The organism is Sphingobacterium paludis (assembly GCF_004364125.1).
Lineage (GTDB): Bacteria > Bacteroidota > Bacteroidia > Sphingobacteriales > Sphingobacteriaceae > Sphingobacterium > Sphingobacterium paludis.
Window position 1 is genome coordinate 23,595 of sequence record NZ_SNZV01000006.1, and the last position, 24,268, is coordinate 47,862.

Consider the following 24,268-nt stretch of genomic DNA (forward strand, 5'->3'; position numbering starts at 1 on the left):
TTTATGTCTGAAGCTACATTTTGGTTATTAATGAAAGGAACGTGGGAGACAATAGCGATGACTTTTTCTTCCGGCTTTTTCAGCTTTTTTCTTGGCCTGCCATTGGGAATATTGCTTTTCCTGACGAGGGATCGGCAACTGCTTGCCAACCGTTCGGTAAACAGAACGGTGGCTTTCTTTGTCAACATATTTCGCTCTATTCCGTTCATCATATTAATCGTGTGGATGATTCCATTTACAAGAGCCTTGGTTGGCACATCGATCGGGATGAACGCGGCTATCGTTCCGCTCAGTATTGGAGCGGCACCATTTGTTGCTCGCCTGGTCGAGAACTGTCTATTAGAAATTCCATATGGTATCATAGAGGCCGCACGATCTATGGGAGCTACCACCATGCAAATTGTAAGGAAGGTATTGATTCCGGAAGCTTTACCCGCACTTATTAATAGTGCATCACTCACCCTCATTACGTTGGTGGGGTATTCGGCAATGGGCGGCGCCGTAGGCGCTGGCGGCTTAGGCCACATCGGCTATCAATATGGCTACGTGGGCTACGATGCGTTCATCATGAATATGGTGCTCATCCTACTCATTGGCCTTGTATTTGGTATACAATTTTTGGGAGACCGACTTTCGAAAAAAGTCGATCACCGCAAGTAAACGAGCGAAAAATATGCTATAAACGAAATAACAACATAGACATGAAATTGAATCTTACACACATAGCCGCATGCATGGGTCTCCTTGCCACACTGCTTTCCTGCGGCGGAAATCAAGGCTCTTCCGATACCCTTAAAGTTGGCGTGCAGGCCGGCCCAGAATTTACCCTGGCAGAAACCGCTAAGCAGGTAGCCAAGGAGAAGTATAATCTCGACGTCGAGTTGCTATCTTTTAACGACTATGTCATGCCGAATGAAGCCTTGCAGCAAAAAGATATCGATGTCAACGTGTTTCAAACAAAGCCCTATCTTGATGTGCAAACAGAAAGCAGAGGCTATAATTTCGCTATCGTGGGCAATACTTTTGTATACCCGATGGCTGGTTATTCCAAAAAAATAAAAAACATCAGCGAACTGAAAAATGAAGACACGATTGTTATCCCCAATGATCCTACAAATCTTGGAAGAGCGCTATTGCTGTTGCAAGAGGTAGGCTTAATCAAATTGAAGGACGACGTTGGCATTTTACCGAAACTGCAAGATATTACAGAAAACCGTTTAAAACTCAACATACTCGAGCTCGAAGCACCGCAACTGCCACGCACCCTCGACGACGCAAAAGTCACGGTCGCTGTGATAAACAACAATTTTGCAGCTAGCAACAACCTGACGGCCAAACGCGATGGTATTTTTGTGGAGAATGAAAAATCGCCTTACGTCAATATCATTGTCAGTCGAGAAGACAACAAAAATGACGAGAAGATCAAGAACTTCACCAAGGCTTATCAATCAAATGAAGTCGAGGCAAAAGCGGAAGAAGTTTTTAAAGGTGGGGCGGTAAAGGGTTGGTAAAATTTCACCAGACACTTTAAAAAGTGGGCATCCTCGGAGCCCACTTTTTTTGTTGTTACATTACACGAAGCGTTCTATCTGTATCCACGCCTACTAAGGTGCTGTAACGTCTCTTGCGAGATTTTCGGGTAATGTCTTAGGGCTTGCCTATCCTACAATAATAAGAAGAAACAAAAAACCTCCTGCTGCTGTTTTCATTAGGTAAGGATATCTAATCTATAAAACACAAAGGACATGGCTAAAATAGTTGCAGAGCAATTGGTGGAAATGCTCGTAGAGGCTGGTATAAAACGCGTTTATGCGGTAACAGGAGATAGTTTAAATTTTTTCAACGAAGCGATTCGGAAAGATGGGCGCATCAAATGGATCCATGTGCGCCATGAGGAAGTGGGCGCTTACGCCGCTGCTGCGGAGGCTGAGCTAGATGGCATCGCCTGTTGTGCCGGCAGTTGCGGCCCCGGACATATACATTTGATCAATGGTGTATACGAAGCACATCGTTCGCACCTCCCCCTATTGGTCATTGCATCAACCATTCCGACAAACCAAATGGGCACGGACTACTTTCAGGAAACGAATACGTATAAGTTATTTGACGATTGCAGTGGCTACAACCAACTGGTTACCACGGCCGAGCAAGCGCCACGCATTTTCCAAACCGCTATACAGCACGCGATAGCGCAAAAAGGAGTCAGCGTAATCGGCCTGCCGGGCGATGTGTCCGAACTGAAAGCAGTAGAACCGCATACCGCGCAGCGCATGTATCCATGCCAGCCGGTGATCCGACCCTCGGACTACGAGCTGCAGTGCATTGCGCAGCTACTCAACGAAGCCAAAACGGTAACCATATATGGCGGAATAGGCTGTACAGGCGCGAAAGAGCAGCTGGCTGAGCTAGCTGAGAAACTGAAAGCACCAGTAGGCTATAGCTTCCGCGGTAAGATGCACGTACAACTACCGGCGCCCTACGACGTAGGCATGACGGGCCTGCTCGGTATTCCCTCTTGCTACCAAGCCATGAAGGAGGCTGACGTGCTGCTCCTCCTGGGCACGGATATGCCGTATGATGCTTTTATGCCGAAAGAGAACAAAATTATTCAGATTGATCTTGCGCAAAGCAGGCTCGGTCGGCGTGCCGATCTGACCATTGGCGCTGTTGGCGATGTGAAAGAAACCATTAAGTCACTACTCCCCTTTCTGGAAGAAAAAGAAGACCGCTCCTTTTTAGATTCCTTTGGCACTTTTCATCAAAAAGTACAGGAGCGGCTACATCAATACGTGGAGAGCAATGGGGAGAAAGACGCCATTCAACCGGAGTTTCTGGCGGATAAGATTAATGCCTTGGCCCACGACGATGCCATATTTACGGTAGACACCGGCATGTCTTGCGTGTGGGGCGCGCGCTATATCCATCAAACGGGAAGCCGCGTACTACTGGGATCCTTTAACCATGGTAGCATGGCCAACGCCATGCCGATGGCTATTGGGGCCGCTTTGGCCTATCCGGAGCGCCAAGTTATCGCATTTTGTGGCGACGGAGGCCTCTCTATGCTGTTGGGCGACCTATCGACCATCAAGCAATACAATTTGCCAATCAAACTCATCGTATTCAACAACCGGGCGCTCGGGATGGTCAAACTGGAAATGGAGGTTGCAGGCCTAGTGGACAATGAAACAACCATGGAAAATCCAGACTTTGCAAAAGTGGCAGAAGCCATGGGCATCCATGCCATGTCTATCCATGAGCCCGATGATGTTGAAGATGGCTTGCGAAAAGCATTATCCTTCGAGGGGCCGTTTTTGCTCAATGTAATGACCAATCCAAATGCATTGGCCATGCCCGCACACATCACCAAAGAACAAGTCTTCGGCATGACGGAAAGCATGACAAAAATGATATTGGGTGGCCGAATGGATGAGGTGTTTGACACCATAAAATCAAACTACAAGCATCTAAAAGAGATCTTCTAGACCTGTATATATTACACGCGTCTTTCCCTTACGACAACGAGGCAGGGGAAAGACGCAAATAATTCCGATTATAGCTCCGCCGACTTTGCCCAAATATTAATATCGCTATCCAGCGCAAAGCGATCTATGTTCATTAGTTCCTGCTCAGAAAAATCCAAACGGTCCAATGCGCCCACACAGTCGATCACCTGTTGCGGCTTACTCGCTCCGATCAACGCAGACGTAACACGTTTATCGCGTAATACCCATGCTAGAGCCATTTGTGCCAGCGTTTGCCCACGCTCTTTCGCTATCTGGTTCAGTGCCTTAATACGGATCAAATTCTCCTCAGAAAGAAAGCTTGTCGCCAGCGATTTTCCCTGACTAGCACGACTGCCTTGCGGAATTTCATGCAAATACTTATCGGTCAGCATGCCCTGCGCTAGCGGCGAAAAGACGATAGATCCTATACCGGTATCTGCTAAAACGTCTAGAAGTCCGTCGGTTTCTACCCAGCGGTTCAACATGGAGTAGCTGGGCTGATGGATCACGAAAGGTGTTCCCATCTCGCGCAGCAGGGCATATGCTTCTTGGGTACGTGCGGCATTGTAAGACGATACGCCGACATAAAGCGCTTTACCGGAGCGTACCAATTGATCCAAAGCGCGCATAGTTTCCTCGAGCGGCGTCTCCGGATCAAAGCGGTGGGAGTAAAAAATATCCAGGTAGTCTACACCTAAACGCTTCAACGTTTGGTCGCAGCTAGCAATCATATTTTTCCGGCTCCCCCACTCGCCATAAGGTCCATCCCACATCAAATATCCCGATTTGGAAGAAAGTATCAGCTCGTCGCGCAGGCCAGCAAACTCTTCTTTCAAAATACGTCCAAAAGCTTTCTCTGCGCTACCCGGAGGCGGACCGTAATTGTTTGCCAAATCAAAGTGCGTGATACCAAGGTCGAAAGCTGTTGTGCAGATATCCACCTTCGTCTGGTGGGGCACATCGTCTCCGAAATTATGCCATAAACCCAAGGAAATGGCCGGTAGCAAGAGACCACTGTTGCCACAACGGTTGTACCGCATCTTTTTATAACGATCTGAATGAACTATATACTTCATGAAAATATCTATTTTTTACCTGCAAAGTAGGGAAATTTACGCTGATTAACAATATTCGTGTCGCTACAGTTGACGACAGCTTACCGTTTTCGCGATAGTACGATACGATAGGACCTATTCAAATAAATAAGAGAACGGGAGACCTAAAATTTCCATTTTTTTCGATATGTTTGGGACTCAAAGCCCCTAATCACTATGAAAAAAGTAACTGTAATCTGTTTGGCTTTTCTATACTGTACGCTGTTTTGTGTTTCGAACATCCAGGCGCAGACCCATCGTATCTTGTTTAAAACTGATTATGGTGCTTTTAAAGTATTGCTCTACGATTACACACCAAAACATCGGGATCTATTTTTAGATGCCATGAAAAACGATGTTTACCGGGCTGCACTATTCAACCGCGTCATTGAAAATTTCGTGGTACAAGGTGGCGAGCACGATGTGGACATTGCAAAGCGCGAGGCGGCGCAGCCAGCGCTCGGCAAGCGTCGCCTCGCGGGTGAATTTGACCAGCGAGCCTTCCACAAGGTAGGTGCCTTTGGCGCTGGACGAGACGACAATCCAGAAAAAGCGTCGTTCCTAAATCAAATCTATTTCGTTGTCGGCAAGCCTGTCCGTGCTGAAGATCTAGACAGCTTGGAGAAAAAGAAAGACATATCTTACAGTGCAGAAGCGCGAGATACCTATTTGAAAATAGGTGGACAGCCCCGTTTAGATAACGACTATACCGTATTTGGCGAAGTGTATGAGGGCTTGGATGTATTGCTAGCAATCAGCAAAGTGAAAACCGACAAAGAAGATTACCCACTTCGGGAGATTTCCTTTACGATCGAAGAAATACAATACCCGTGAAAACCAGAATGAAGGGCTGAACCAAGAACATTTATCAGTTCGTACAGCCTTAAAATAACAACTCCAAATTCGTTCTTTACGCGAATCTGGAGTTGCCTGAACACTACACGAAAGATGGCTTACTCTTCATACAATCGATTTGCGCCTACACCGTGGATCGATAGCTGGTTAATAATTTCGCGGTAGTCTAAGGCCTTTCCCTCCACCGTAAGAAGACGGTAAGCAGACTCCAGATCTAAACTCCATGTATAGATTCCATTCACTTTTTTAACAGCCGTATGAATTCTATCCAGTAGCGAGGTGCACGCTACGTCCGTTTCAAAAATTAATTTTTCCATAACTATTTCTGTTTTGTACACACCGTAAGGCGTGTACGATTCAACCATGGGCATCAGCTAGAAAACTGATGTATTAAACGCAAAAGGAATATCGCAAATAAAAAGAATGAAACCAAAGGCGTAGCGAAATTATGCAGCAAGGTGGGAAAATCCTGTAACGAAGTTTTGCTCATGTGTATTAAATTTTAATACCATGCAAACTTTACGTCTGCTACGGGGTTATTCGGTAGACCGTATTTAAAAACATACATGAATAATGCATTAATGCTCGCGGGAATCATCATATTATGCTTCACGCTCTTACCTCTTATTCGTCACGACTATTGGACATTCCGAGTCTTTGACTACCCCCGTATCCAAAAATTAGTGCTCACCTTGACGTGGTTTGTGGCCTACATGGCTATGGGAATGCCCGTAGAGATGCCGTTCTCTGTATTGGCTGTAGCGATGTTCGTTAACTGCTGTTACCTTTTTTATTTGATCTTCCCCTTCACGATTTTGGCAAAAAAACAGGTAAAAAAAATTATCCATGATGATGCGGACAATAGCATATCAATTTTGATATCAAATGTATATGAAGACAACGATAACATTGCGGGTTGTTTGCAGGTGGTTCATCGTTGTGGCGCAGATTTAGTGCTGCTGTTAGAAACAAATGATAAATGGGCAGCAGGCACCGAGGTATTGGACGAGGTTTATCCACATCAAGTCAAGGTGCCCTTAAATAACACGTATGGTATGCTCTTTTTTTCGAAATACCCCATCCATGATGTCACCGTACGGTATCTGGTAGAGGAGGATATCCCATCCATACGTTGCCGGGTAGAATTACCCAGTATGCAAATGGTTCAGGTATATGCTGTCCATCCTACGCCGCCCGTACCCAATGAAAATCCACGATCAACGGAGCGCGATAAGGAGCTACTGATCATAGCGGAAGAAGCCAGCAAAACAAAATTACCGATTTTGGTGATGGGCGATCTGAATGATGTGGCTTGGAGCTACACCACCACCCTATTTTTGAAGATTAGCGGCCTTTTGGATCCCCGCCGTGGACGCGGATTTTTTAACACCTTCCATGCGCACTACCCTTTCCTACGTTTCCCCTTAGACCATGCGTTTATATCAACGCATTTTAAGCTGAAAACCATCCGGAAGGAAGACAATTTTGACTCTGATCACTTTCCGATCTTTGCACAATTGCAGTACGAGAAGCAGGCAGATGAGGAACAAAGCGAGGCGGTGCTGGAGGCCGATGTGGAAGACCGGGAAATGGCCGCCGAAAAACGACATGCGGAAACATAGGCTCTTGGTTTACGGTTACCTCTTTTCAGGTAACCATGCAGGAGCTGAAAGATGGCCCGAAATAGGAAGGCAAACGCGACGGCCGGAAAGATAAGTCATCGCGGCACGAAGCACCACGTTTACCGCCTGAACAGATTAAATTTCATATTTTTTAACAAGAGGCATTCACCGCAAAGAAAATAAAAAAATGTACCTTTGCACAGTTTATTTGAGGAACAAAAGAATACATGCAGCAAAATTACCTTTCTAGACCATATGCAGCAATAACGGGTATTGGTGGATATGTGCCACAGAAACGAAGGACCAACTTTGATTTAGAGCAGGTGTGTGATACATCGGACGAATGGATCATGAAGAGAACCGGCATCAAAGAACGTCGAATATTAGATAAAGACCTAGGCACATCAGACATGGCCGTGATGGCTATCCGTGACCTGTGTACACAGTTTGACAAAAATTTGCATGACGTAGATGCCATCATTGTGGCAACATCCACTCCCGACGTCATGATGCCGGCAACGGCAAATATCATAGCCAAAAAGTTAGGTTTAAAAAATGTTTGGGCCTTCGACATGAATGCCGCTTGCTCCGGCTTTTTGTATGCGTTGGATATGGGCTCTTCACTTATCGAAACAGAACGTTATAAAAACGTATTGGTGGTGGGCGCAGATAATATCAGTGCCTTTGTTGACATACAAGATCGTTCTACCAATATCCTTTTTGGCGATGGAGCGGGTGTTGTTTGGTTAGAGCCTTCTTCGGAAAATGGCATCATCGATGCTTTTATGCAAAGCAATGGCGACGGCCGTGAGTTTCTGAACATTGAAGGGGGTGGTTCCTTACATACATTGAACAACGAAACCATCGCGATCGAGAAAAAATACATCCGGCAAGATGGCAAGGTGGTTTTCAAACAAGCCATACAGTCCATGAGTGATGCCTGCAACCAAGTATTGAAACGCAACAACCTCGATATAAACCAAGTAAATTGGCTTATTCCGCATCAGGCGAACAAACGAATCATCGACGCCGTCGGAAAAGAAATCAATATCGCTGCCGACCGAACACTGAGCAATATCGAGTACTTAGGCAATACCATTGCCGCCACGATTCCTCTTTGTATCTGGGAAAACCTCAAACAACTGCAAAAAGGCGACTTGCTGATGCTTACCGCCTTTGGTGCCGGTTTTTCTTGGGGAGCCAGCTTGCTCCGTTGGGCGATATAAAATCAGTAGTGCGTATCGAGTAATGCGTACAGCGTAGTGAGTAGTGCTGAATGCGAAGATGAGCGTCTTTGCGAGGAGGCACGACGAAGCAATCTTTCTGGGGCAGTAGTATATTGAGTAGTGCGCTTTAGATATTAGTATTTAGACATTAGTATTTAGATATTAGAACTTAGAAATTTTTGTTCTCACTTTTGACTTCTGACTTTTCAATTTTGACTTTTGACTTCTGACTTTTGACTTCCCCTCATTAACAACATATGTCGCCTCATTTTTGTTGCGTATGCAGTGATTTGCCTCTGTACTATCCAAAAGGGATGCAACAAAAATAAGCGACGGGGTTTTGTTACTTTTGCCCTCCAAAAGTAATGCCTTGCCGCGGCATGCGGCGGATGGGATGGTAGAATGAACAAACCATTAAAAAACAATTTTCTACCTTACAAAGACGTAGTCATCCTCCCGTCTCTACACAACGTATTTCAACCCGCTGCATACATCTTCCAATAATGTATAGCTTGGTCAAAAAGTGTCTCCGCATCCGTTTCGATTTCAGAAGCCGTATACATAATAACGTAGTGTTTGCTATCTTTTTGGTAGGCCATGCTGCGGAAAGATTTAGATAAGCGTCTTTCGTACTTGGGATGCTCTTGGATAATAAAGGCTACCAATGTGTCGCCACCTACTTTCCGCAACTCCATATCCACGACATCACTCCATTCGATTTCGCCGAAGGCCTTGGATAGTGGCGTCGTTTTTCCGGATATACCTTTCGCATTGATTTTCACCAATGCTGACTTATCTTTCAATTGACGTAAGGCGCCGACTAGCATAAAAAGCATCACCAACAACAGCGCACAGGATACAACCGCTAATTTTATTTTGATTACCCGATCAAAAACTCCAAAGCTATATACCGCCATACCTGCTAAGACGAGGCATAGTACAATCGATCTGATGAATAGCTTTTTACTCTTCTTGCTGTCGCGGAATATCTCAATTTGTTCGGTCATTATACAAGATTTGTTTCAGCGATCAAATATAGGAATAGCAAGGTAAATAAAGCTGATCGCTGCATAGAAAATATGTCAAAGAACTATACGTTTCGTGCGGTCGCAACATGCAGCGGAAGCGCTAAGCTACAGCACAAAATCCTATTTTTCTGGTCTTAGTAAATACCTTGTTGTCTGGTTATTATTTTGATAACCCTTATACTCGTGTCATAACGAGCTCTCTTAGGCAATTCAATAACGATGTCTCCCCCCGCATTTGAAAAGTGTAGAATCTCGCCCGTGTCCAGTAACTGACAAGTGTCAACGTTCTTTGCCAAGGTTATGGTTAGTTTATTATCTACAGCATCTCCCATGATGTGTGCGTAGATTGCCTGCCGATCTCCTTCCAATTTTTTTTGCGTAAATACGACATCTTGTGTCCCCCTTAGATTGCTAGCCACTTCCGTGGCGTAGATCGCTTCGCCGTTCGCTAACAACCAGGCACCCATTTCCTGTAGACGCCTAACGCCGGGCAACGGCAGCGTCCCGTCAGCCTTCGGGCCGATATTTAATAGATAATTGCCGCCCTTCGAGGCGTTACTCACCAAATACCGCAACATTTCTCCGGACGATTTCCAATTAAAATCGTTACCGTGATAAGCCCACGTATGGTTCATCGTGGCCGGTGTTTGCCAAGGTTTGCTTTGCATATCTTGCGGATAAGCATTGTCCATCATTTCCCGAAAATCGATATCATCTCCGGGATCGTGCATAGCAATGCGCCCGTTAATCAGACATTTTTTACTGAGCGACCTGATCAAGCTGATGAGTTCGTCTCTTCTTTCTGCTGTAATAAGTTCCTTGGCTTCATTATCCCATGTATCAAACCAAAGCAAATCTGGGTCATAGCGTTCAATTAATTCTTTGACTTGCGGAAGGCATTTCTGCTTCCAATACACTTCAAAATCAGTTGCTCTCCTTGGAGAATGCCAAAAAGGAACTGCGCCCTGCGGATGTTCCCAATCCTGCCAATGTGAATAGTAAAATCCATAACGAAGCCCATGCTTCCTACATGCTGCCACTAGCTCACCCAAAATATCACGATCTTTTAACGCCGTTGCGCCGATGTCAAAGTCCGAAACATCAGAATTCCAAAGGGCAAAGCCATCATGATGCTTTGCGGTAATTACAAAATATTTCATACCAGCCTGTTTGGCAAGTCCAATCCATTCGTCAGCATTGAAATCTTTTGGATTAAAGCGTGGTGCAAGCGCTTTATAATCGTCCATCGGTATTTCCAGCCGCTGCTGAATCCATTCGGCATACCAACTATTCCCATTAGCTAAGGTGGTATCGGGCATGGTACGCCCTTGGTAAGATCCACCCAACAAACTATATAGCCCCCAATGTACAAACATGCCAAAACGAGCTTCTTCAAACCATTCTAACTTATTGCTGTTGTTATTACTTCCTTGTGCCTTTATACTCATGAAACTAGATATGATCATACAGATCATGAGCAAACCGGAACACAATTTTGTTATCTTTTTTATTTTCATCATATGGAGATTTCAATGTTAGTTTTACTCCCAACCAGGGTTTTGTGTCAAAAGATTATTGAGGGCTAACTGTCCCGTAGGAATAGGCCATAGATACCGGTAGTCAGACCAGGGTAAGATACCATTTGACATATTGGTACTTCGTGCTTTGAGAATGATAAAACCATCTTCATCGACAAAAACGTCTCTATTTAACAGCGCAATGGTGGCAAACTCTAAGATACCTGTCGTAGGATTGATCAGCCCATTGGCATGCGATCCACTGTAAAGCTCCTGCATTTCCGCGGTCATTCTTACCCCACGCATGGGTACAGTAAGCAACCTAGCCGCTTTCCAGCGCATTAAATCCCAGTACCTTAAATCTTCTTGCGCCATTTCCACGCGGCGTTCTCTTCTGATTTCACGCAATAGGGGCGTCACCGCATAATCCAACTTATCTGCATATATCGCGTCGAGTCGGGGGTCTACGGGCTCATTGCCAATCAGCAACCGCGAGGATGGATACGTTGTAAAATCAAAACCGGCCCGCTCACGCAATCGGTTAATCGTGATATCGACATCTTGCTGCACAAGATTTCCCAATTCATATTTAGCCTCCACATAATTAAGTAAGGCTTCGGCATACCGAAACTCGATAACCGATTGTGAAGAGCCATGAGCGCGGTCCATTAAGTCTTTATCGGGCATCCAGTGCTTGATAAAGCGGTAACCAGACTGTTCTAAACCTGTAAACTGCAACCGAGGAAAGTTAATACCATTTGCCTGAGCATCATATACGCCCGTACTTCGATTGAAAATACTGATATATTCACCAGGTCGGCAAATAGTTTGCGTCAAACGCGGATCCCGGTTTTCGAGTTCAGTCCATTTGCCAAACCCTAGAAATAGCGGATTGTCTACGTAACTACCTGGGCCTCCCCCGATGTAGATCGGTCGACCATCGACGCACAGATACTCATCCACCAAGCTTTTCTGCCCCGTGATACCCAAGTGAATATTATCGTGGTAATACACAAGAAGATCATTCATAACGCCAATATTGAAATTGTATTCAACGCCTAAAACCGCTTCTGGGTTTGTTCGAATCGCGGCATCCCGCTGTGCAAAAAGCGCCCAGTAGGCATCGGCCCTACCGTTATCATACAGAGCATAGCGCCCACTGCTGATGAGTGCATCACTGGCGGCCACTGATTCCTGCAGCCATTGAGCTGCTGAGGACTGCAGCCCGATTTCCGTGTGGTATTTTCTGTAGGTGCCTTCATAAAGACATATTCTCGATTTTAGAAATTGAGCTTTATCTTGATCGATGCGCCCTACCGGGTTTGCACCCCCAGCAGCCGGCAACCAAGCAATGGCTCGATTAATACACATCAGCACAGAATCCATCACAAGTGCCCTCGGATCTCGGGCAGCATATAGTTCGGGCGAATCCACAGCCAGATCAGCCGCGATCCACGGAACGTCGCCAAAGATCTGTACTCTTCTAAAATAATCCCACGCTTTGAAAAAGTAAACCTCGCCGGCATAGGCTTGTTTTGTTTCTTCGGGAATAGCTGCCCGTCGGTAGTTGGCTAGAAAATGGTTTATTTGCCTAAGGTTACCCCAACTCCATCCATTATTGTCATCGTTTAACGGAACTACGTAAGCATCCGTCAATCTGACGTCTATATTCTGCCCCATATTGGTCGCATTGTCCGAAATAACATCGCCATAAGCGATATGGCTTCCACGTACAGAGAATGGCGGCCTCCGGGGATCCTGTGTATGTCCCCAAATGTACACTTGATACAGGCCGTTCACATACAGTTCTAAATCCGACTGAGAATTCCAAAAGTTTTCGTTCACTAGCCGATCCAAAGGCGCTCTCTCCATAAAGTCATCATTGCAGCCCAAAAATAGGGTTAGCGCGGTGAATATGACCAAACTTTGCTTTATATATATATTGATTTTCATATCCTTATAAATTGATTGTTAAAACCTAACCTGTACGCCGAGTGCTAAACTTCGCATTTGTGGGTAATTTGCGTCCAGCAAGTCTGGGTCATAAACTCTCGGCAATTTGGTTATCTCAAAAATATTAAACCCTGATACCGTAAACCGCAGTCGCTGTATACCGATAGCGCTGGTCTTATCGAATGGCACCGTGTAGCCCAATATAGCTTGCTTCAACCGGAGATACCTACCGTCAAATAGGTAAGCCGTTTGTGGAAGCCAGTTTTGACTGCGTCGTCCGTTGTACATGGGGTACTTCGCATTTGTTCGCTCCGGCGTCCAGGATTGGTTATATACATCCCAGTTTCCCGAACCATCGATATCCCCGCGCCAAGTCATATCCCCGATCCAAACATCGCGTTTTCCAATTCCCTGAAAAAACAGGCTTAGATCAAAACCTTTATAAGAGAAGTTGCTGGTCAGCCCGAAACTTAACCGCGGCGTGGAATTGCCGATCACCATGAGATCACCATGATCATCCAGGGTATTTGATCCCCTGTCTACCCTACCGTCTCCATTTCGATCTTTGTACATTATGTCTCCTGGAAAATAAGCCCCGCTATATTCGTGTGGTCGATGCAGATTTATATTATTTTCGCCCGTATACCTGGTAATAAGATTATTCTGTATGTCTTCGGCCTGCAAAATCCGGTCGGTTTCATACCCCCAAATCTCGCCGACCTGCATGCCGCTGTACAAGCTCGACAGGCTATTGTTATCATTTCCCCTAAATTCCAGCACTTTGGAGGTGTAGTCGGAAAGCACAAACCGAAAATCGTAATTAAATCCAGTCTGGGTTCTATCTTTATATCCCAGTGAAAGCTCCCAGCCATTGGTTTGGAGTGCTCCGGAATTTTGTGTTGGCGGATCTGCCCCTAGAACGGCGGGATAGGTAGCACCCGCCATAATGATGTCGGTGGTTTTTCGTTGGTAAACATCAAGCGATAGATCAACGCGACCTTTTAAAAGCGTGAGATCTAAGCCGCCGTTTATAGTCGTGGCCGTTTCCCAGGTAAAGTTTGGGTTCACCAAACCCGGTGGGGAAATTTTGTAAGGCCTCGCGCCATCGATAAGGTAGTTCGCACGCTCCGCTACCATGGTAGGATAAAAGCCATAATTGGCCACATTTTGGTTACCTATTGCACCATAACTTGCTCTTATTTTTAAATTGTCTATCCAATTCCGGATGTTGCCTTTAAAAAATGGCTCTTCCGATATACGCCAGCCACCGGAAAACGAAGGGAAAAACTTGAAACGATTGGCACTGGGAAATCTTGAGGAGCCATCGTAACGGCCATTCATCTCCACGATGTATTTATCAGCATAGTTGTAATTAAGCCTCAAAAAACCACCGCGCACGGCCCAGTGCTCATCTCGTTCGTCAATCGAGCGGTTATCGCCATAGGTATTTCCTAAGGTCGGCGCCCCAAGGGAAATGATTCCCTGATTGTAAGCTTGCAATTGTTCCAGGTTCCATACTTCTTGGTTAAACCCCACGATACCGGCGATTTGGTGCCTATCAATTCGTTTGTTGAAATCGAGATAAATATTATTGGTTAACAAACGAACGCTCTCCTTAGTATCCCATATACTTCCTGTATTGGTGAAGGTTCCGATGGTTTCTGCTTGCCAAGATTCAAAAATATAACGATACTCCGGCTCTACATTTTTATAATCGTAGGTGGATGGTCTGTAGGAGATATCAGCTTTAAGCTTGATGTCTTTCGTGATGATAAATTCAGGACTCGCGGTAAAAATCGCGACACTTCGCTTGGTATCTGCATATCTTCCGCTATTTGCATAAGCCGATACGATGCTGTTTGTCGGCGCATTGGGAATGGGGTCTGTCGGCCCCGTCCATACCGGTTGATTGACATTCCAGAGCCGTTGATAAAGCAACACCGGCCAGACACTTCCTTTCCACGCGTAAGGTAACGGTTCATGGTAATTTGTAGCATTATAGTTCAGTTTGAAAGCAATGTTGAACCACGTATTTACTTTAGCATCTACGTTTAACATACCGTTGTAACGCTTCATATTATCGTTCCGGTAATTGTAAAAACCATCTTGATCTTGGTAGCCAAAGGAGCCATAATAGCGTAAGGCTTCCGTCCCTCCAGACAAGCTTACATTATGTTTCTGAATGGGTGCCCAATCTTTAACAATCAAATCATAGGGATTATAATCGCCTACCCAGGTAATGGATTGTTCATTCGTGCCAGGCACATACATCCAGGCGTTTTCGGGGATAGGGTTGGCCTGGAATCTTCGAATACCTTCCAAGCGCTGCTCGTCTTCCGTCGTCATGGTTCCTCCAGTATAAACGCGCGACATGATATGCGCATATTCTGCCGTATAGGCATCCATAAAATTTGGCCGTGACGATGGACGGTTCCATTGGATATCGCCAGCATAAGCCACGGTGGATTGCCCGGCCTTACCTTTCTTTGTGGTCACTAAAATAACGCCGTAGGCAGCGCGTGCACCATATATGGCCGAGGCCGACGCATCCTTGATCACCGATATATTATCGATATCGTTAGGATTCAAAGCGCTAAAGTTGAAGTTTTCCATCTCGATATTATCCACCAAGATAAGTGGGCTGCCATTATCCACCAGCCATCGTGGATTATTATTATCGTTGTGTAGTGACATTGAGGTCGCCCCCCGAATGTTGTAGTTTGCAAAAGCATTTGGTTGGCCACTTCCCACCGTGACATTAAGATTAGGCACTACGCCCTGCAAGGCCTGACTGATATTTGTGACCGGCCTATTCTCCAAAACATCCGACGATACCGACGATACCGCGCCAGTTAAATTCACCTTCTTCTGCGTACCAAAGCCCACCACAACGACCTCATCCAGCGTGCTGAAATCACGTTGCAAGACGATGTGCATTTCCTGTCGGCTAATGGCGACCTTTCGAGAGACACTACCTATAATGGAGATGATTAGGATGCTTCCGTCTTCCACATCATCAAGCGCAAACCTGCCGCCACGATCGGTAACGGTTCCCTTATTTTTGCCTTCTACGCGAACCGTGACGCTGGCTAGGGGCTCACCGATGCTATCGGTTACTTTGCCGCTTACCGATTTACGCTGCGGAGCCTCCGCTGGGTTTTGCTGTCGCCCCGGCGACTTGGCCTTTATCGTAATCATCTTATCCAGCACTTGAAAAACAAAGGGCTGATTTGCGAATACCTGTTCCAGTATTGTCAAAATCGGCTGATCTTTTACAGCGAGTGTAACTGGATTGGCGGTCTTCAGATACTGCTGATCGTATAGGAAAGTATACCCGCTTTTATCGCCAAGCTCGGCAATAACTGCCTTAAGAGGGGCATTGTCAAATGATACCGTGATTTTCTGGGCAAAGGCACAGTTGATCCATTGGCTAAAAACGACAACCAAAAGGACGGCCGCTTTCGAAAACGGAAGAAACCTGTTAAATACGTGGATACCAACCGTAGCATCTCCGGCCTGAAAATCCCCAATTCGGTATGTATGGGATTTACTATTCATAGATTTGTGTGATTAGGTAATGTTATGAAGTTAGTTTCAAATTATGATATAGGCTTTGGCAGACCCAGTTTAGAGGTTATGGGAAAGACCGCTACGGGCGCCACGCTAATGATCAGCAATGTTAGCGTTATTGCTGATTTTTTTTGTTTGCTTTCGTTAGTCGATTATCTTACCAGCATTAACCTCCTTTCGCTTTCCATTTTAAATTTTAATCCGCTCGTGATTTCGAGCACCTCCAATATTTTCGAGAGATTTGCGTTTCGTGGGAGCTTGCCACTGTAGCGATTGCCCGGTAACCTATGCTTATCGATCGCATCAATAGCATACCAGCGCTCCAACTGTGTTACAACTTCCTGCAGATCGCTGTTGTTAAAATAAAAGTAACCTGCCTTCCTTGCCGCGAACTCCGCTAGATCCACATGCTGCACAGTCAACTCCTGGTCTTTCCTAGTAACGGCGCTCTGCTCGCCTGGTAATAACGACCTAGCTTTGCTCGAACCGGAACGTACTTTAACACGACCCTCAAGTAAGGTTACCCGAGAGATAGGATCATTGATGTAGTCATTGACATTAAAATGAGTCCCCAGAACCTGCACAAGCTGTCGTGGCGTCTCGACAAAAAACGGAACGCGCTTGGGCTCATCGCTCGGATAAACATGTTTTATTTGCTGGGTTACTTCAAAATACGCCTCTCCTTCTACGCTCACACGACGTTCCTCGGCAGCAAAACGCGTAGGGTATTTTAGCGAGGACGCAGGGCCTAACCATACATCAGTACCATCTGCCAGTCTGATCGTATAGTGACCGCCCTTTGGCGTTCTGATTTCGTGGAAACCACCGGCCTGATTGCTGTTTCGCGTTTCGACAGCCTGGAAGAAAAGATGCCCGTCCGGGTCTTTCAAAACGCGGATGCCATCATCTTTTGCTACAAGACCATGTGGACAGCTATCCAAAAGTACTTGTTCACCAGAGGACAAGGTAAGCACGGCCCGATCTTGCGCGGCCGTTATATCATGTATTTCCAAGCTATCAACTTGGGTGATCACTGGTGGTTCGACCGGATACATATACCGATACACAGCAAAAGATAGCCCTAGCAAAAGCAGTGCAGCAGCAGCTTGTATGTATGCCGGTAATCTTCCTAAACGTTTTGGTTTTTCTTTGTTTAACGCTGTCCACATCTCCGCTTCTATCCTGGAAAGTTCTTCTTCCGTTAACGAAAAGGGTGATTCCTCATGAAGTTGTTCGTACCAACGCTCGACCAGATACCGCTCTTCCTCCGAACATAGCCCGCGGCGATATCTTTTTAGAAGTTTCAATGCGTCTTGCTTTTTCACGCTTATCAATTAGTCAGTATATAGTCATGACGTGCGAAAGGTTAACAAGGGGGATAAGAAATTTAAAAAAAACGGATAAAAAATAAGAGAAGAAATAAATGCCGTAGTTTGGATCGAAGTATTTTCATCGCCTTTTTTACTTGATCAGTCACGGTGCTTTCTGCAATATCCAACCTTTGTGCAATCTCCTTATGCGAAAGATGGTCGTATCGGCTCAACAAAAAGATCTGCTGCATGCGGTTAGGAAGCAAGGAAATCTGTTGCTTAATAATGGTCAGCAACATATTTTCCCGCACAGCATGATCCGTATGATCCTCGCAATGCTGTAGAAAAACATGGAGGCTGCGGATGTGATCGGAGGCGTTTTTTTTCTTAGCAATAATATCCAGGACGCGATAGCGAATAGCTGCGTAGAGGTATGGTGCCAACTGACCGTTTCGAATGGCGATCGCTTCCCGTTTATGCCATAAATTGGCAAAAACATCCTGCACAACATCTTTTGCCTCTTCCTCATCATTCAATTTCATGTAAGCAGTAGTATATAGCGATTTGTTGTAGCGAAGAAAAAGATGATAAAATGCCTCGGCATCGCCATTGCCCATTAAAGACAACAGCGCTATATCCGACAGCTGATGTATATCTTTCATAAGTTTGACATGTAAACGAGCCTCCGAAAAAGCTCGATTTTAAATGGCCGCGTTTTTCTATCGGAAAGGTAGAAGCCTAAAAACACGCAATAGTAATAAAAATGATATAAACAACAAAATATTTCCAAATATCAAACGTTTGCATATTCTTTAATTTATATACATACATATAAGTATTATAAATAAACGAAAATAACGATATAAAAAACATTGAGACAATAATTTGTTTAAAAAAAAGTAGTGCACAAATCAAGATGCAGCTCAAACTACCTTGTTAAAGAACAGCAGGCTTTTCAGCGAAAGAGAAATATCCGCATACGCGAATATGAATAGAGGTATTGGCTGCACGATGCAGCTTTTAGGACCTTGCAAAGGATATATGATTTGAACGTTAGGAGTAGGCACGACATAGCGGAAAGTGATACTCCCAATTTTTGAAAACTTTAAGCAGACAATCCGGTTCAATGCATACGGATAATGCGTACATTAGAAAAAAAGCTTGCCATGAAAATCTTATCTGCAACCGACATTCGCCAATTGGAACAAACAACCGAAATCCAACAGCAATTACCGGACGCTGCGTTGATGGAACGCGCAGGGCGATTACTGTTTAGCGAACTGCAAAATGTCCTTGGGGAATGCCAATGTAAAGCGGAGATCTTATGTGGTTTCGGCAATAATGGGGGCGACGGATTGGTATTGGGTCGTCTGCTCCACGAGGCTGGGCATGATGTAACTGTCTATCTATTGGAACAGCACAGCTATAGTAAAGACAATTTTATCAACCAAGAACGACTTCGTAAAAGCGGCGTCGAAATCGTTTCGATAACCAAAGAGAGTACGCTTCATTTTTCGGAGAAGAGCATCGTACTAGACGCGCTTTTTGGTTATGGCTTATCCCGCTTGCTGGATCTTAGCTGGGAGCCGCTTATCCGCCAAATCAATGAAGCACCTAACCGCGTTTTTGCGATCGACATCCCCTCTGGTTTACTTGCCGACGAGCATACGCCAGAAGATGCAATCGTCGTCAAAGCTGATCGCACCTATACCTTAGCCTTTGTAAAACTTCCATTGCTCCTGCCCGCATACGGATCGATAACAGGGGATTTCGTAGTGTTAGACATTGGGCTGGATCAAGACGCCTTATCGCATAGCCAAACAAATACGTTTTATACAACCTTGGCGGATGCCAAAGAGATCGTGAAACCACTCCATAAGTTTTCGCATAAAGGTACATTCGGACATGGGGTGCTGGCCGGTGGAAGCTACGGTAGCATTGGCGCTGTGGTACTGGCTTCGCGAGCTGCACTGAAAACCGGATGTGGCTTGGTCAGCAGCTATGTGCCGCAATGTGGTTATGAAATTATACAGTCTACCGTGCCCGAAGCTTTGGTCAAAACGGATGCTGCGGAGCGCGCCATCAGCACCTTTATACCGGATATTTTGCAGACCAAATCAATTGCTGTTGGAATGGGTATGGGCACCGCGCAGGAAAGCCAGCACGCCCTACAGCAGTTGCTGACAGATCTCCAAGAGCTCGAGCACCCGCCAAAACTGTTGCTGGATGCGGATGCACTCAATATCCTCTCCCTGCACAAGGAATGGTTGGCTTTGCTCCCACCCTATACGATCCTTACACCGCATCCAGGAGAATTGCAACGGCTGATCGGTGGGTGGAAAGATGATTTCGACAAACTGGAGAAAGCAGCCGACTGGAGTGCAAAATACCAACAGATTTTGGTGATTAAAGGAGCGAACAGCGTCATCATTTTTCCGGATGGCCAACTGCATTTCAATTCGACCGGAAACCCGGGCATGGCAACAGGCGGTGCCGGCGACGTCTTATCTGGCATTATTGGCTCGCTGCTGGCTCAGGATTATACACCGGGGGAAGCAGCTGTTCTGGGCGTTTTTCTACATGGATTGGCAGGTGACTGTGCCGCAAAAAAGATCCATCCAAAAAGCATAACGGCCACGGATATTATCGAGAACCTTTCGGACGCGTGGAGGCACCTATTTCCCTAGATCGGGAAGATTTGGGAGGATGTAGCCTTCCTAGCCTTACCCTTTTGGTAGACGTTATGGCGAATGTAGCATGCTCATCACTTTGTATATATTGCTACAAAACATCTTGCTTTTATGGTTGACTATTTTTATGAAAAAATTAAGTTTTATAAAAATTTATTTAATAAATTACCTGAAACAACGTTAGACACTTAAACATTGGATTATATCTTGAAAGAAATGAATTATAAAAGGAAGACTATAGACGTCTTAAAATTAATTTTATAATTTTACACATTATTTAGTGGATGTCCATAATAGCAATAACCAATACGCAAAATATTGACGCAGTAACATTTGTAAAACAAAAAATCATGTTATGTTAAATCTCTTCACACATAACGATATGGATCACGAGGCTAATGCGCTTCAAGAAAGAGATCAGGCTTATCCCTTTGTAAGCTTTGATACAACGGGAAGTCGGATTGCACTTGAAGACTTTAGCGGAAAGTATATCCTGCTTGATTTTTGGGTGAGCTGGTGTGTGCCATGTTAGAAAGAGATTCCGGAGCTTAAAAAGATGTATAACTCGTTCGATAAAAAGGAAGTAGAGTTCGTGGGTGTATCATTCGATACCAGAGATCATTTATGGAAAAGGAGTATAATCAATAATGCAATTCCGTGGTTAAATAGCAGTGATCTTCAAGGCAACAAAGGACCTATGTCTGATCGCTACAAGGTGATAACGCTACCACATAAAGTTTTAATAGACCCGCCTCACTTTTCGACACGTTGTATTAAGAATCAAATTTTCGCACATATGAACAAGATCAGCACCTTATTGGCCAGCTTTACATTCTTCTTGATTGCTTTGGCCCCGTATACGATTGTGGTTGCACAGTCGCTCCAGTTCGGCAACGCCAATTTATTAGTTAAAATATCTGGATCTTGTGATAGCGTGCATGAGCTAAAACTCGCGCATTTTTCGTCGCTTTTTGAGGCTGATGTTCCCGCTAAAATTGATATTGTTAAGGATAGCCTGTTACGTCTATCTGGTACTACATTAGGCCCCTCGCTCTACTATTTTTTTTACAAAGATCAATACAATACGGTGCTGCTAAATCCGAATGAAACAACAACCCTACATATCAAGCATCTCGATTGTGACCATTATGAAGTTGACTTTGAAGGAGAATTTGAGGATATCTTCCGGCAATCGAAAGCCTATGGGGAGCTGATCAAAAATGCTGTTTTTGGGTACAGGCGATCTCCCGATATAAAAACACCATTAACGACATTTGAACGTGCAAATGATTTCAGAGATTGTAAACTGAATGAGTTTAAAGATCGAATTGCGTTTGCGGACGAAGCAATGAAGCCCCTGACTGTTTCTCCTTCCTTAAAAAATAAGCTTACCAACTTTATGAAGGCCGACTTGATACTTCATTATGATAGCTTAGTTGTTCGACATAACAGATCAATTGGTTTAGCTTCGCGACCTGCCCCTAAACGAGATGTTTCTTATTATGAAGGACTATTGGACATTACGTATTCCGATCCTGATCTGCTTATGTTTTCAGATCCCAGGTTTTTGGAAGCAGTTCGAAAAGATAGCGTGTTAAACTTGCCAAACTTAATGCATAGCTCCCCAGCTTCGTATAGAGAAAGCCTGCAAAAATCGCTACCAAAGCAGCGTGATTTGTTTTATGAAATCACGCTAGTAGGCGCATATTTGGATCAAATGAATGATGGGACACCCTTATCAGCAAGCCAAAAAGTAGCTATCAACGGCTATTTTACAAACCCGCAAATCAGCAATTACTTATATTTTAAAAATGCACAAGGAATACCCGACAACAAAAAATCTTCTGTAAAATATTACCTACCCTTCGACAACGCCCAAAATGATGTGCTGAACGATATATTATCGAAATATAAGGGCAAAGTGGTCATTGTTGACTTTTGGGCAACTTGGTGTGGCCCTTGCATCGAAGCTTTTGATGACATTAAAAATGTTAAAGACAAATACGCATCGCGAGATGATGTTGTGTTTGTTTACCTGACAGACCAATCGTCTGACCGAACTCGCTGGAATGAATATGCAAGAATCATTTCAGGAGACCATTATTATCTATATAGATCACAGTTGAGCTCTATAAATAACATGTATGATATTGAGTCGATTCCTAGCTATCTTATTTTTGATAAACATAGCAGCCTGTCTGAGAAAAGCATTGGTGGCTATATGGGCAATGACAAATTGATGGAATGGATTGAAAGTTCTTTAAAGAAATAGTTTTTCAGCCTCTTTCATTGGCAGAGATTATAAGTAACAAAGATTGGTTATGAGTTCTATAAAGAAAATACCAACTTTTATTATTATTGGAGCTTTTCATGGTTGGTATGGCATAAAGCTTAAGCAGGATCATACATACAATGAAACAAATATAAGCTTTCCACATCAGCCGAACAGATTAATGGCATTGCTGCGGCGACTTTATCCATTTCCCAATTCCACCATTTGATTTCCATTAACTTATCAATTTCTCCGATTGTAAATCGTTTTCGAATTTCTTTAGCTGGATTTCCGGCAACGATGGTATAAGGCGCAACATCTTTCGTGATTAGCGCCCGGCTACCAATAATGGCCCCATCAGCGACACGTATGCCCGGCATAATCATAGCTTCGGCGCCAATCCACACATCGTTTCCAATAATCGTATCACCTGCGGGTTGAAAACCATTCTTACTTGTTGCAAACGCATCCACATCGTCCATAAAATGAAAGGGAAAGGTAGAAATCCAATCACTACGATGCCCTTGGTTACCAGCCATGATAAACGATACACCTGTGCCGATAGAGCAGTAGTTCCCGATAATCAACTTATCGACATCATCCCGATCAGGAAAAAGATAGCGCGCGCAGTCTTCAAAAGCATGACCGTGATAATAGCCTGAATAATAACTAAACTTCCCGGCGATAATATTTGGATTCCTGTTGTGCTCTGCGATAATTTTACCCCGAAAGGGGCTTTGAAAATGATTTTCCATACTTATAGCGCCTGCTGTGCCTTAAAATACTGCCTGGGTGACGTGCCTAAATACTTATTGAAATCTTTGATAAGATGGTTTGCATCGTAATAACCACAGTCATCCGCGACAGCGTGCAGATTAAGGGCAGAATCCTCTCCTAGAATTTTATACGCAGCAAGGAAACGTTGTAACTGCCCAAATTGATAGGGGCTGATCCCCAGATTGCGTTTAAACTGTCGTTGCACCCATTTAGGGTGAAAAGTCGATAACGCTGACCTGTTCTTCCCTTGCATGCGATGTCCTGCTGAAAAATCAATGGCCAATTGATCAAAAGCCAGCACTTCCTCATCCATAGCGCACGAGCTAAACAAAGAAGCCAAAAGATCAATTAAGCCTTCAATAAGCGAAGGCGCTTGGTACACCTGCTGAAACATGGAATAATAGCGAGGATGATAGTCTGCAAGATTATGCACATACGGCGCAACAACGGCCTGTTTACCAAATAAAGCCTGCCAAGCCGATGGCAAGAACCGCACGATAGTTAGCTTTTCAGCTGCTGCTGTCTGTGGGGGTAGCCAGTAACTTGGGTTGAGTGACCCTGCGGTAAACCAAATCGAATCTAATGCGATGAGTTCGTTTCGCACGCGGCATGTACTGGCCATATCGGGTTTTGGAAGGATCAGCAATGCAGGCAAGCCATCATTAAAAAGAGCTACTTCTGTTCCCAATTCTCCAAGCTCGAACTGATAGATACCCTCCACAAATGCGGCGACTTGCGGGTCTAGCGGTAAACTTTCCCCAGCTTGGTCAAACGAAAACCGAATCGATGTCAGGCATTGTATAGGCATAGGCACAAAGATAACCATTTTCGAGAGCAATCCCATTGTCCAA

Annotated in this window: 19 protein-coding genes and 1 pseudogene; 10 read left to right on the forward strand and 10 right to left on the reverse strand. The window is 44.7% G+C overall.

Annotated elements, in window-relative coordinates:
* Positions 1–3: 3 nt before the first annotated feature.
* From metI to B0I21_RS12480, 3 genes are all read left to right on the forward strand, one after another.
* Positions 4–660, forward strand: coding sequence for a methionine ABC transporter permease MetI (metI, locus tag B0I21_RS12470; RefSeq protein ID WP_133640818.1), 657 nt, complete (start codon positions 4–6; stop codon positions 658–660).
* 41 nt (positions 661–701) lie between these two features.
* Positions 702–1,511 carry a methionine ABC transporter substrate-binding lipoprotein MetQ gene (gene metQ, locus B0I21_RS12475; RefSeq protein ID WP_133640819.1) on the forward strand — a complete coding sequence of 270 codons (810 nt, stop codon included), beginning with the start codon at positions 702–704 and terminating at the stop codon, positions 1,509–1,511.
* 234 nt (positions 1,512–1,745) lie between these two features.
* A complete protein-coding gene (locus B0I21_RS12480; protein ID WP_133640820.1) occupies positions 1,746–3,482 on the forward strand; it encodes a thiamine pyrophosphate-dependent enzyme in 1,737 nt (578 codons plus the stop codon).
* 68 nt (positions 3,483–3,550) lie between these two features.
* Here the strand turns inward: B0I21_RS12480 and mgrA are convergent, their stop codons facing one another.
* Entirely contained in the window at positions 3,551–4,579 is a 1,029-nt protein-coding gene (mgrA, locus tag B0I21_RS12485) for an L-glyceraldehyde 3-phosphate reductase (RefSeq protein ID WP_133640821.1), read from the reverse strand.
* 195 nt (positions 4,580–4,774) lie between these two features.
* Between mgrA and B0I21_RS12490 the strand changes: the two genes are divergently transcribed.
* Complete coding sequence (locus tag B0I21_RS12490) at positions 4,775–5,431, forward strand: peptidylprolyl isomerase (protein ID WP_133640822.1); 657 nt, start codon at positions 4,775–4,777, stop codon at positions 5,429–5,431.
* Positions 5,432–5,550: 119 nt separating this feature from the next.
* On the opposite strand, the gene B0I21_RS12495 is transcribed toward B0I21_RS12490, so the two are convergent.
* The gene (locus B0I21_RS12495; RefSeq protein ID WP_133640823.1) at positions 5,551–5,769 is read right to left on the reverse strand and encodes a hypothetical protein; all 219 of its coding nucleotides are present in this window, start codon (positions 5,767–5,769) and stop codon (positions 5,551–5,553) included.
* Between the two features lie 249 nt (positions 5,770–6,018).
* Here B0I21_RS12495 and B0I21_RS12500 point away from each other — a divergent pair, with 249 nt between their 5' ends.
* A complete protein-coding gene (locus tag B0I21_RS12500; RefSeq protein WP_133640824.1) occupies positions 6,019–7,074 on the forward strand; it encodes an endonuclease/exonuclease/phosphatase family protein in 1,056 nt (351 codons plus the stop codon).
* Between the two features lie 227 nt (positions 7,075–7,301).
* The gene (locus B0I21_RS12505) at positions 7,302–8,300 is read left to right on the forward strand and encodes a beta-ketoacyl-ACP synthase III (protein WP_133640825.1); all 999 of its coding nucleotides are present in this window, start codon (positions 7,302–7,304) and stop codon (positions 8,298–8,300) included.
* Positions 8,301–8,776: 476 nt separating this feature from the next.
* Here the strand turns inward: B0I21_RS12505 and B0I21_RS12510 are convergent, their stop codons facing one another.
* The 6 genes from B0I21_RS12510 to B0I21_RS12535 form a co-directional block, all read right to left on the reverse strand.
* Complete coding sequence (locus B0I21_RS12510; protein WP_133640826.1) at positions 8,777–9,307, reverse strand: STM3941 family protein; 531 nt, start codon at positions 9,305–9,307, stop codon at positions 8,777–8,779.
* A 155-nt stretch (positions 9,308–9,462) separates the two neighbouring features.
* Positions 9,463–10,776, reverse strand: a complete 1,314-nt coding sequence (locus B0I21_RS12515) for an alpha-L-fucosidase (RefSeq protein WP_243836105.1) — start codon at positions 10,774–10,776, stop codon at positions 9,463–9,465.
* Positions 10,777–10,869: 93 nt separating this feature from the next.
* Complete coding sequence (locus B0I21_RS12520) at positions 10,870–12,798, reverse strand: RagB/SusD family nutrient uptake outer membrane protein (RefSeq protein ID WP_208292337.1); 1,929 nt, start codon at positions 12,796–12,798, stop codon at positions 10,870–10,872.
* Between the two features lie 18 nt (positions 12,799–12,816).
* Positions 12,817–16,356, reverse strand: coding sequence for a TonB-dependent receptor (locus B0I21_RS12525; protein ID WP_133640827.1), 3,540 nt, complete (start codon positions 16,354–16,356; stop codon positions 12,817–12,819).
* A 164-nt stretch (positions 16,357–16,520) separates the two neighbouring features.
* Positions 16,521–17,693, reverse strand: coding sequence for a FecR family protein (locus B0I21_RS12530; protein WP_133640828.1), 1,173 nt, complete (start codon positions 17,691–17,693; stop codon positions 16,521–16,523).
* Positions 17,694–17,755: 62 nt separating this feature from the next.
* A complete protein-coding gene (locus B0I21_RS12535) occupies positions 17,756–18,340 on the reverse strand; it encodes an RNA polymerase sigma factor (protein WP_133640829.1) in 585 nt (194 codons plus the stop codon).
* 504 nt (positions 18,341–18,844) lie between these two features.
* On the opposite strand from B0I21_RS12535, the gene B0I21_RS12540 reads away from it, so the two are divergent.
* From B0I21_RS12540 to B0I21_RS12550, 4 genes and pseudogenes are all read left to right on the forward strand, one after another.
* Complete coding sequence (locus B0I21_RS12540) at positions 18,845–20,365, forward strand: NAD(P)H-hydrate dehydratase (protein WP_166637848.1); 1,521 nt, start codon at positions 18,845–18,847, stop codon at positions 20,363–20,365.
* Between the two features lie 358 nt (positions 20,366–20,723).
* Complete coding sequence (locus B0I21_RS12545; protein ID WP_133640831.1) at positions 20,724–20,900, forward strand: TlpA family protein disulfide reductase; 177 nt, start codon at positions 20,724–20,726, stop codon at positions 20,898–20,900.
* A gap of 6 nt (positions 20,901–20,906) precedes the next feature.
* Positions 20,907–21,107, forward strand: a pseudogene (locus tag B0I21_RS20580) (TlpA family protein disulfide reductase); the annotation flags it as partial.
* Between the two features lie 57 nt (positions 21,108–21,164).
* Complete coding sequence (locus tag B0I21_RS12550) at positions 21,165–22,640, forward strand: TlpA family protein disulfide reductase (protein WP_243836113.1); 1,476 nt, start codon at positions 21,165–21,167, stop codon at positions 22,638–22,640.
* 119 nt (positions 22,641–22,759) lie between these two features.
* Here the strand turns inward: B0I21_RS12550 and catB are convergent, their stop codons facing one another.
* A complete protein-coding gene (gene catB, locus B0I21_RS12555) occupies positions 22,760–23,395 on the reverse strand; it encodes a type B chloramphenicol O-acetyltransferase (RefSeq protein WP_133640833.1) in 636 nt (211 codons plus the stop codon).
* A 2-nt stretch (positions 23,396–23,397) separates the two neighbouring features.
* A complete protein-coding gene (locus tag B0I21_RS12560; RefSeq protein ID WP_133640834.1) occupies positions 23,398–24,261 on the reverse strand; it encodes a helix-turn-helix domain-containing protein in 864 nt (287 codons plus the stop codon).
* Between the last annotated feature and the right edge of the window lie 7 nt (positions 24,262–24,268).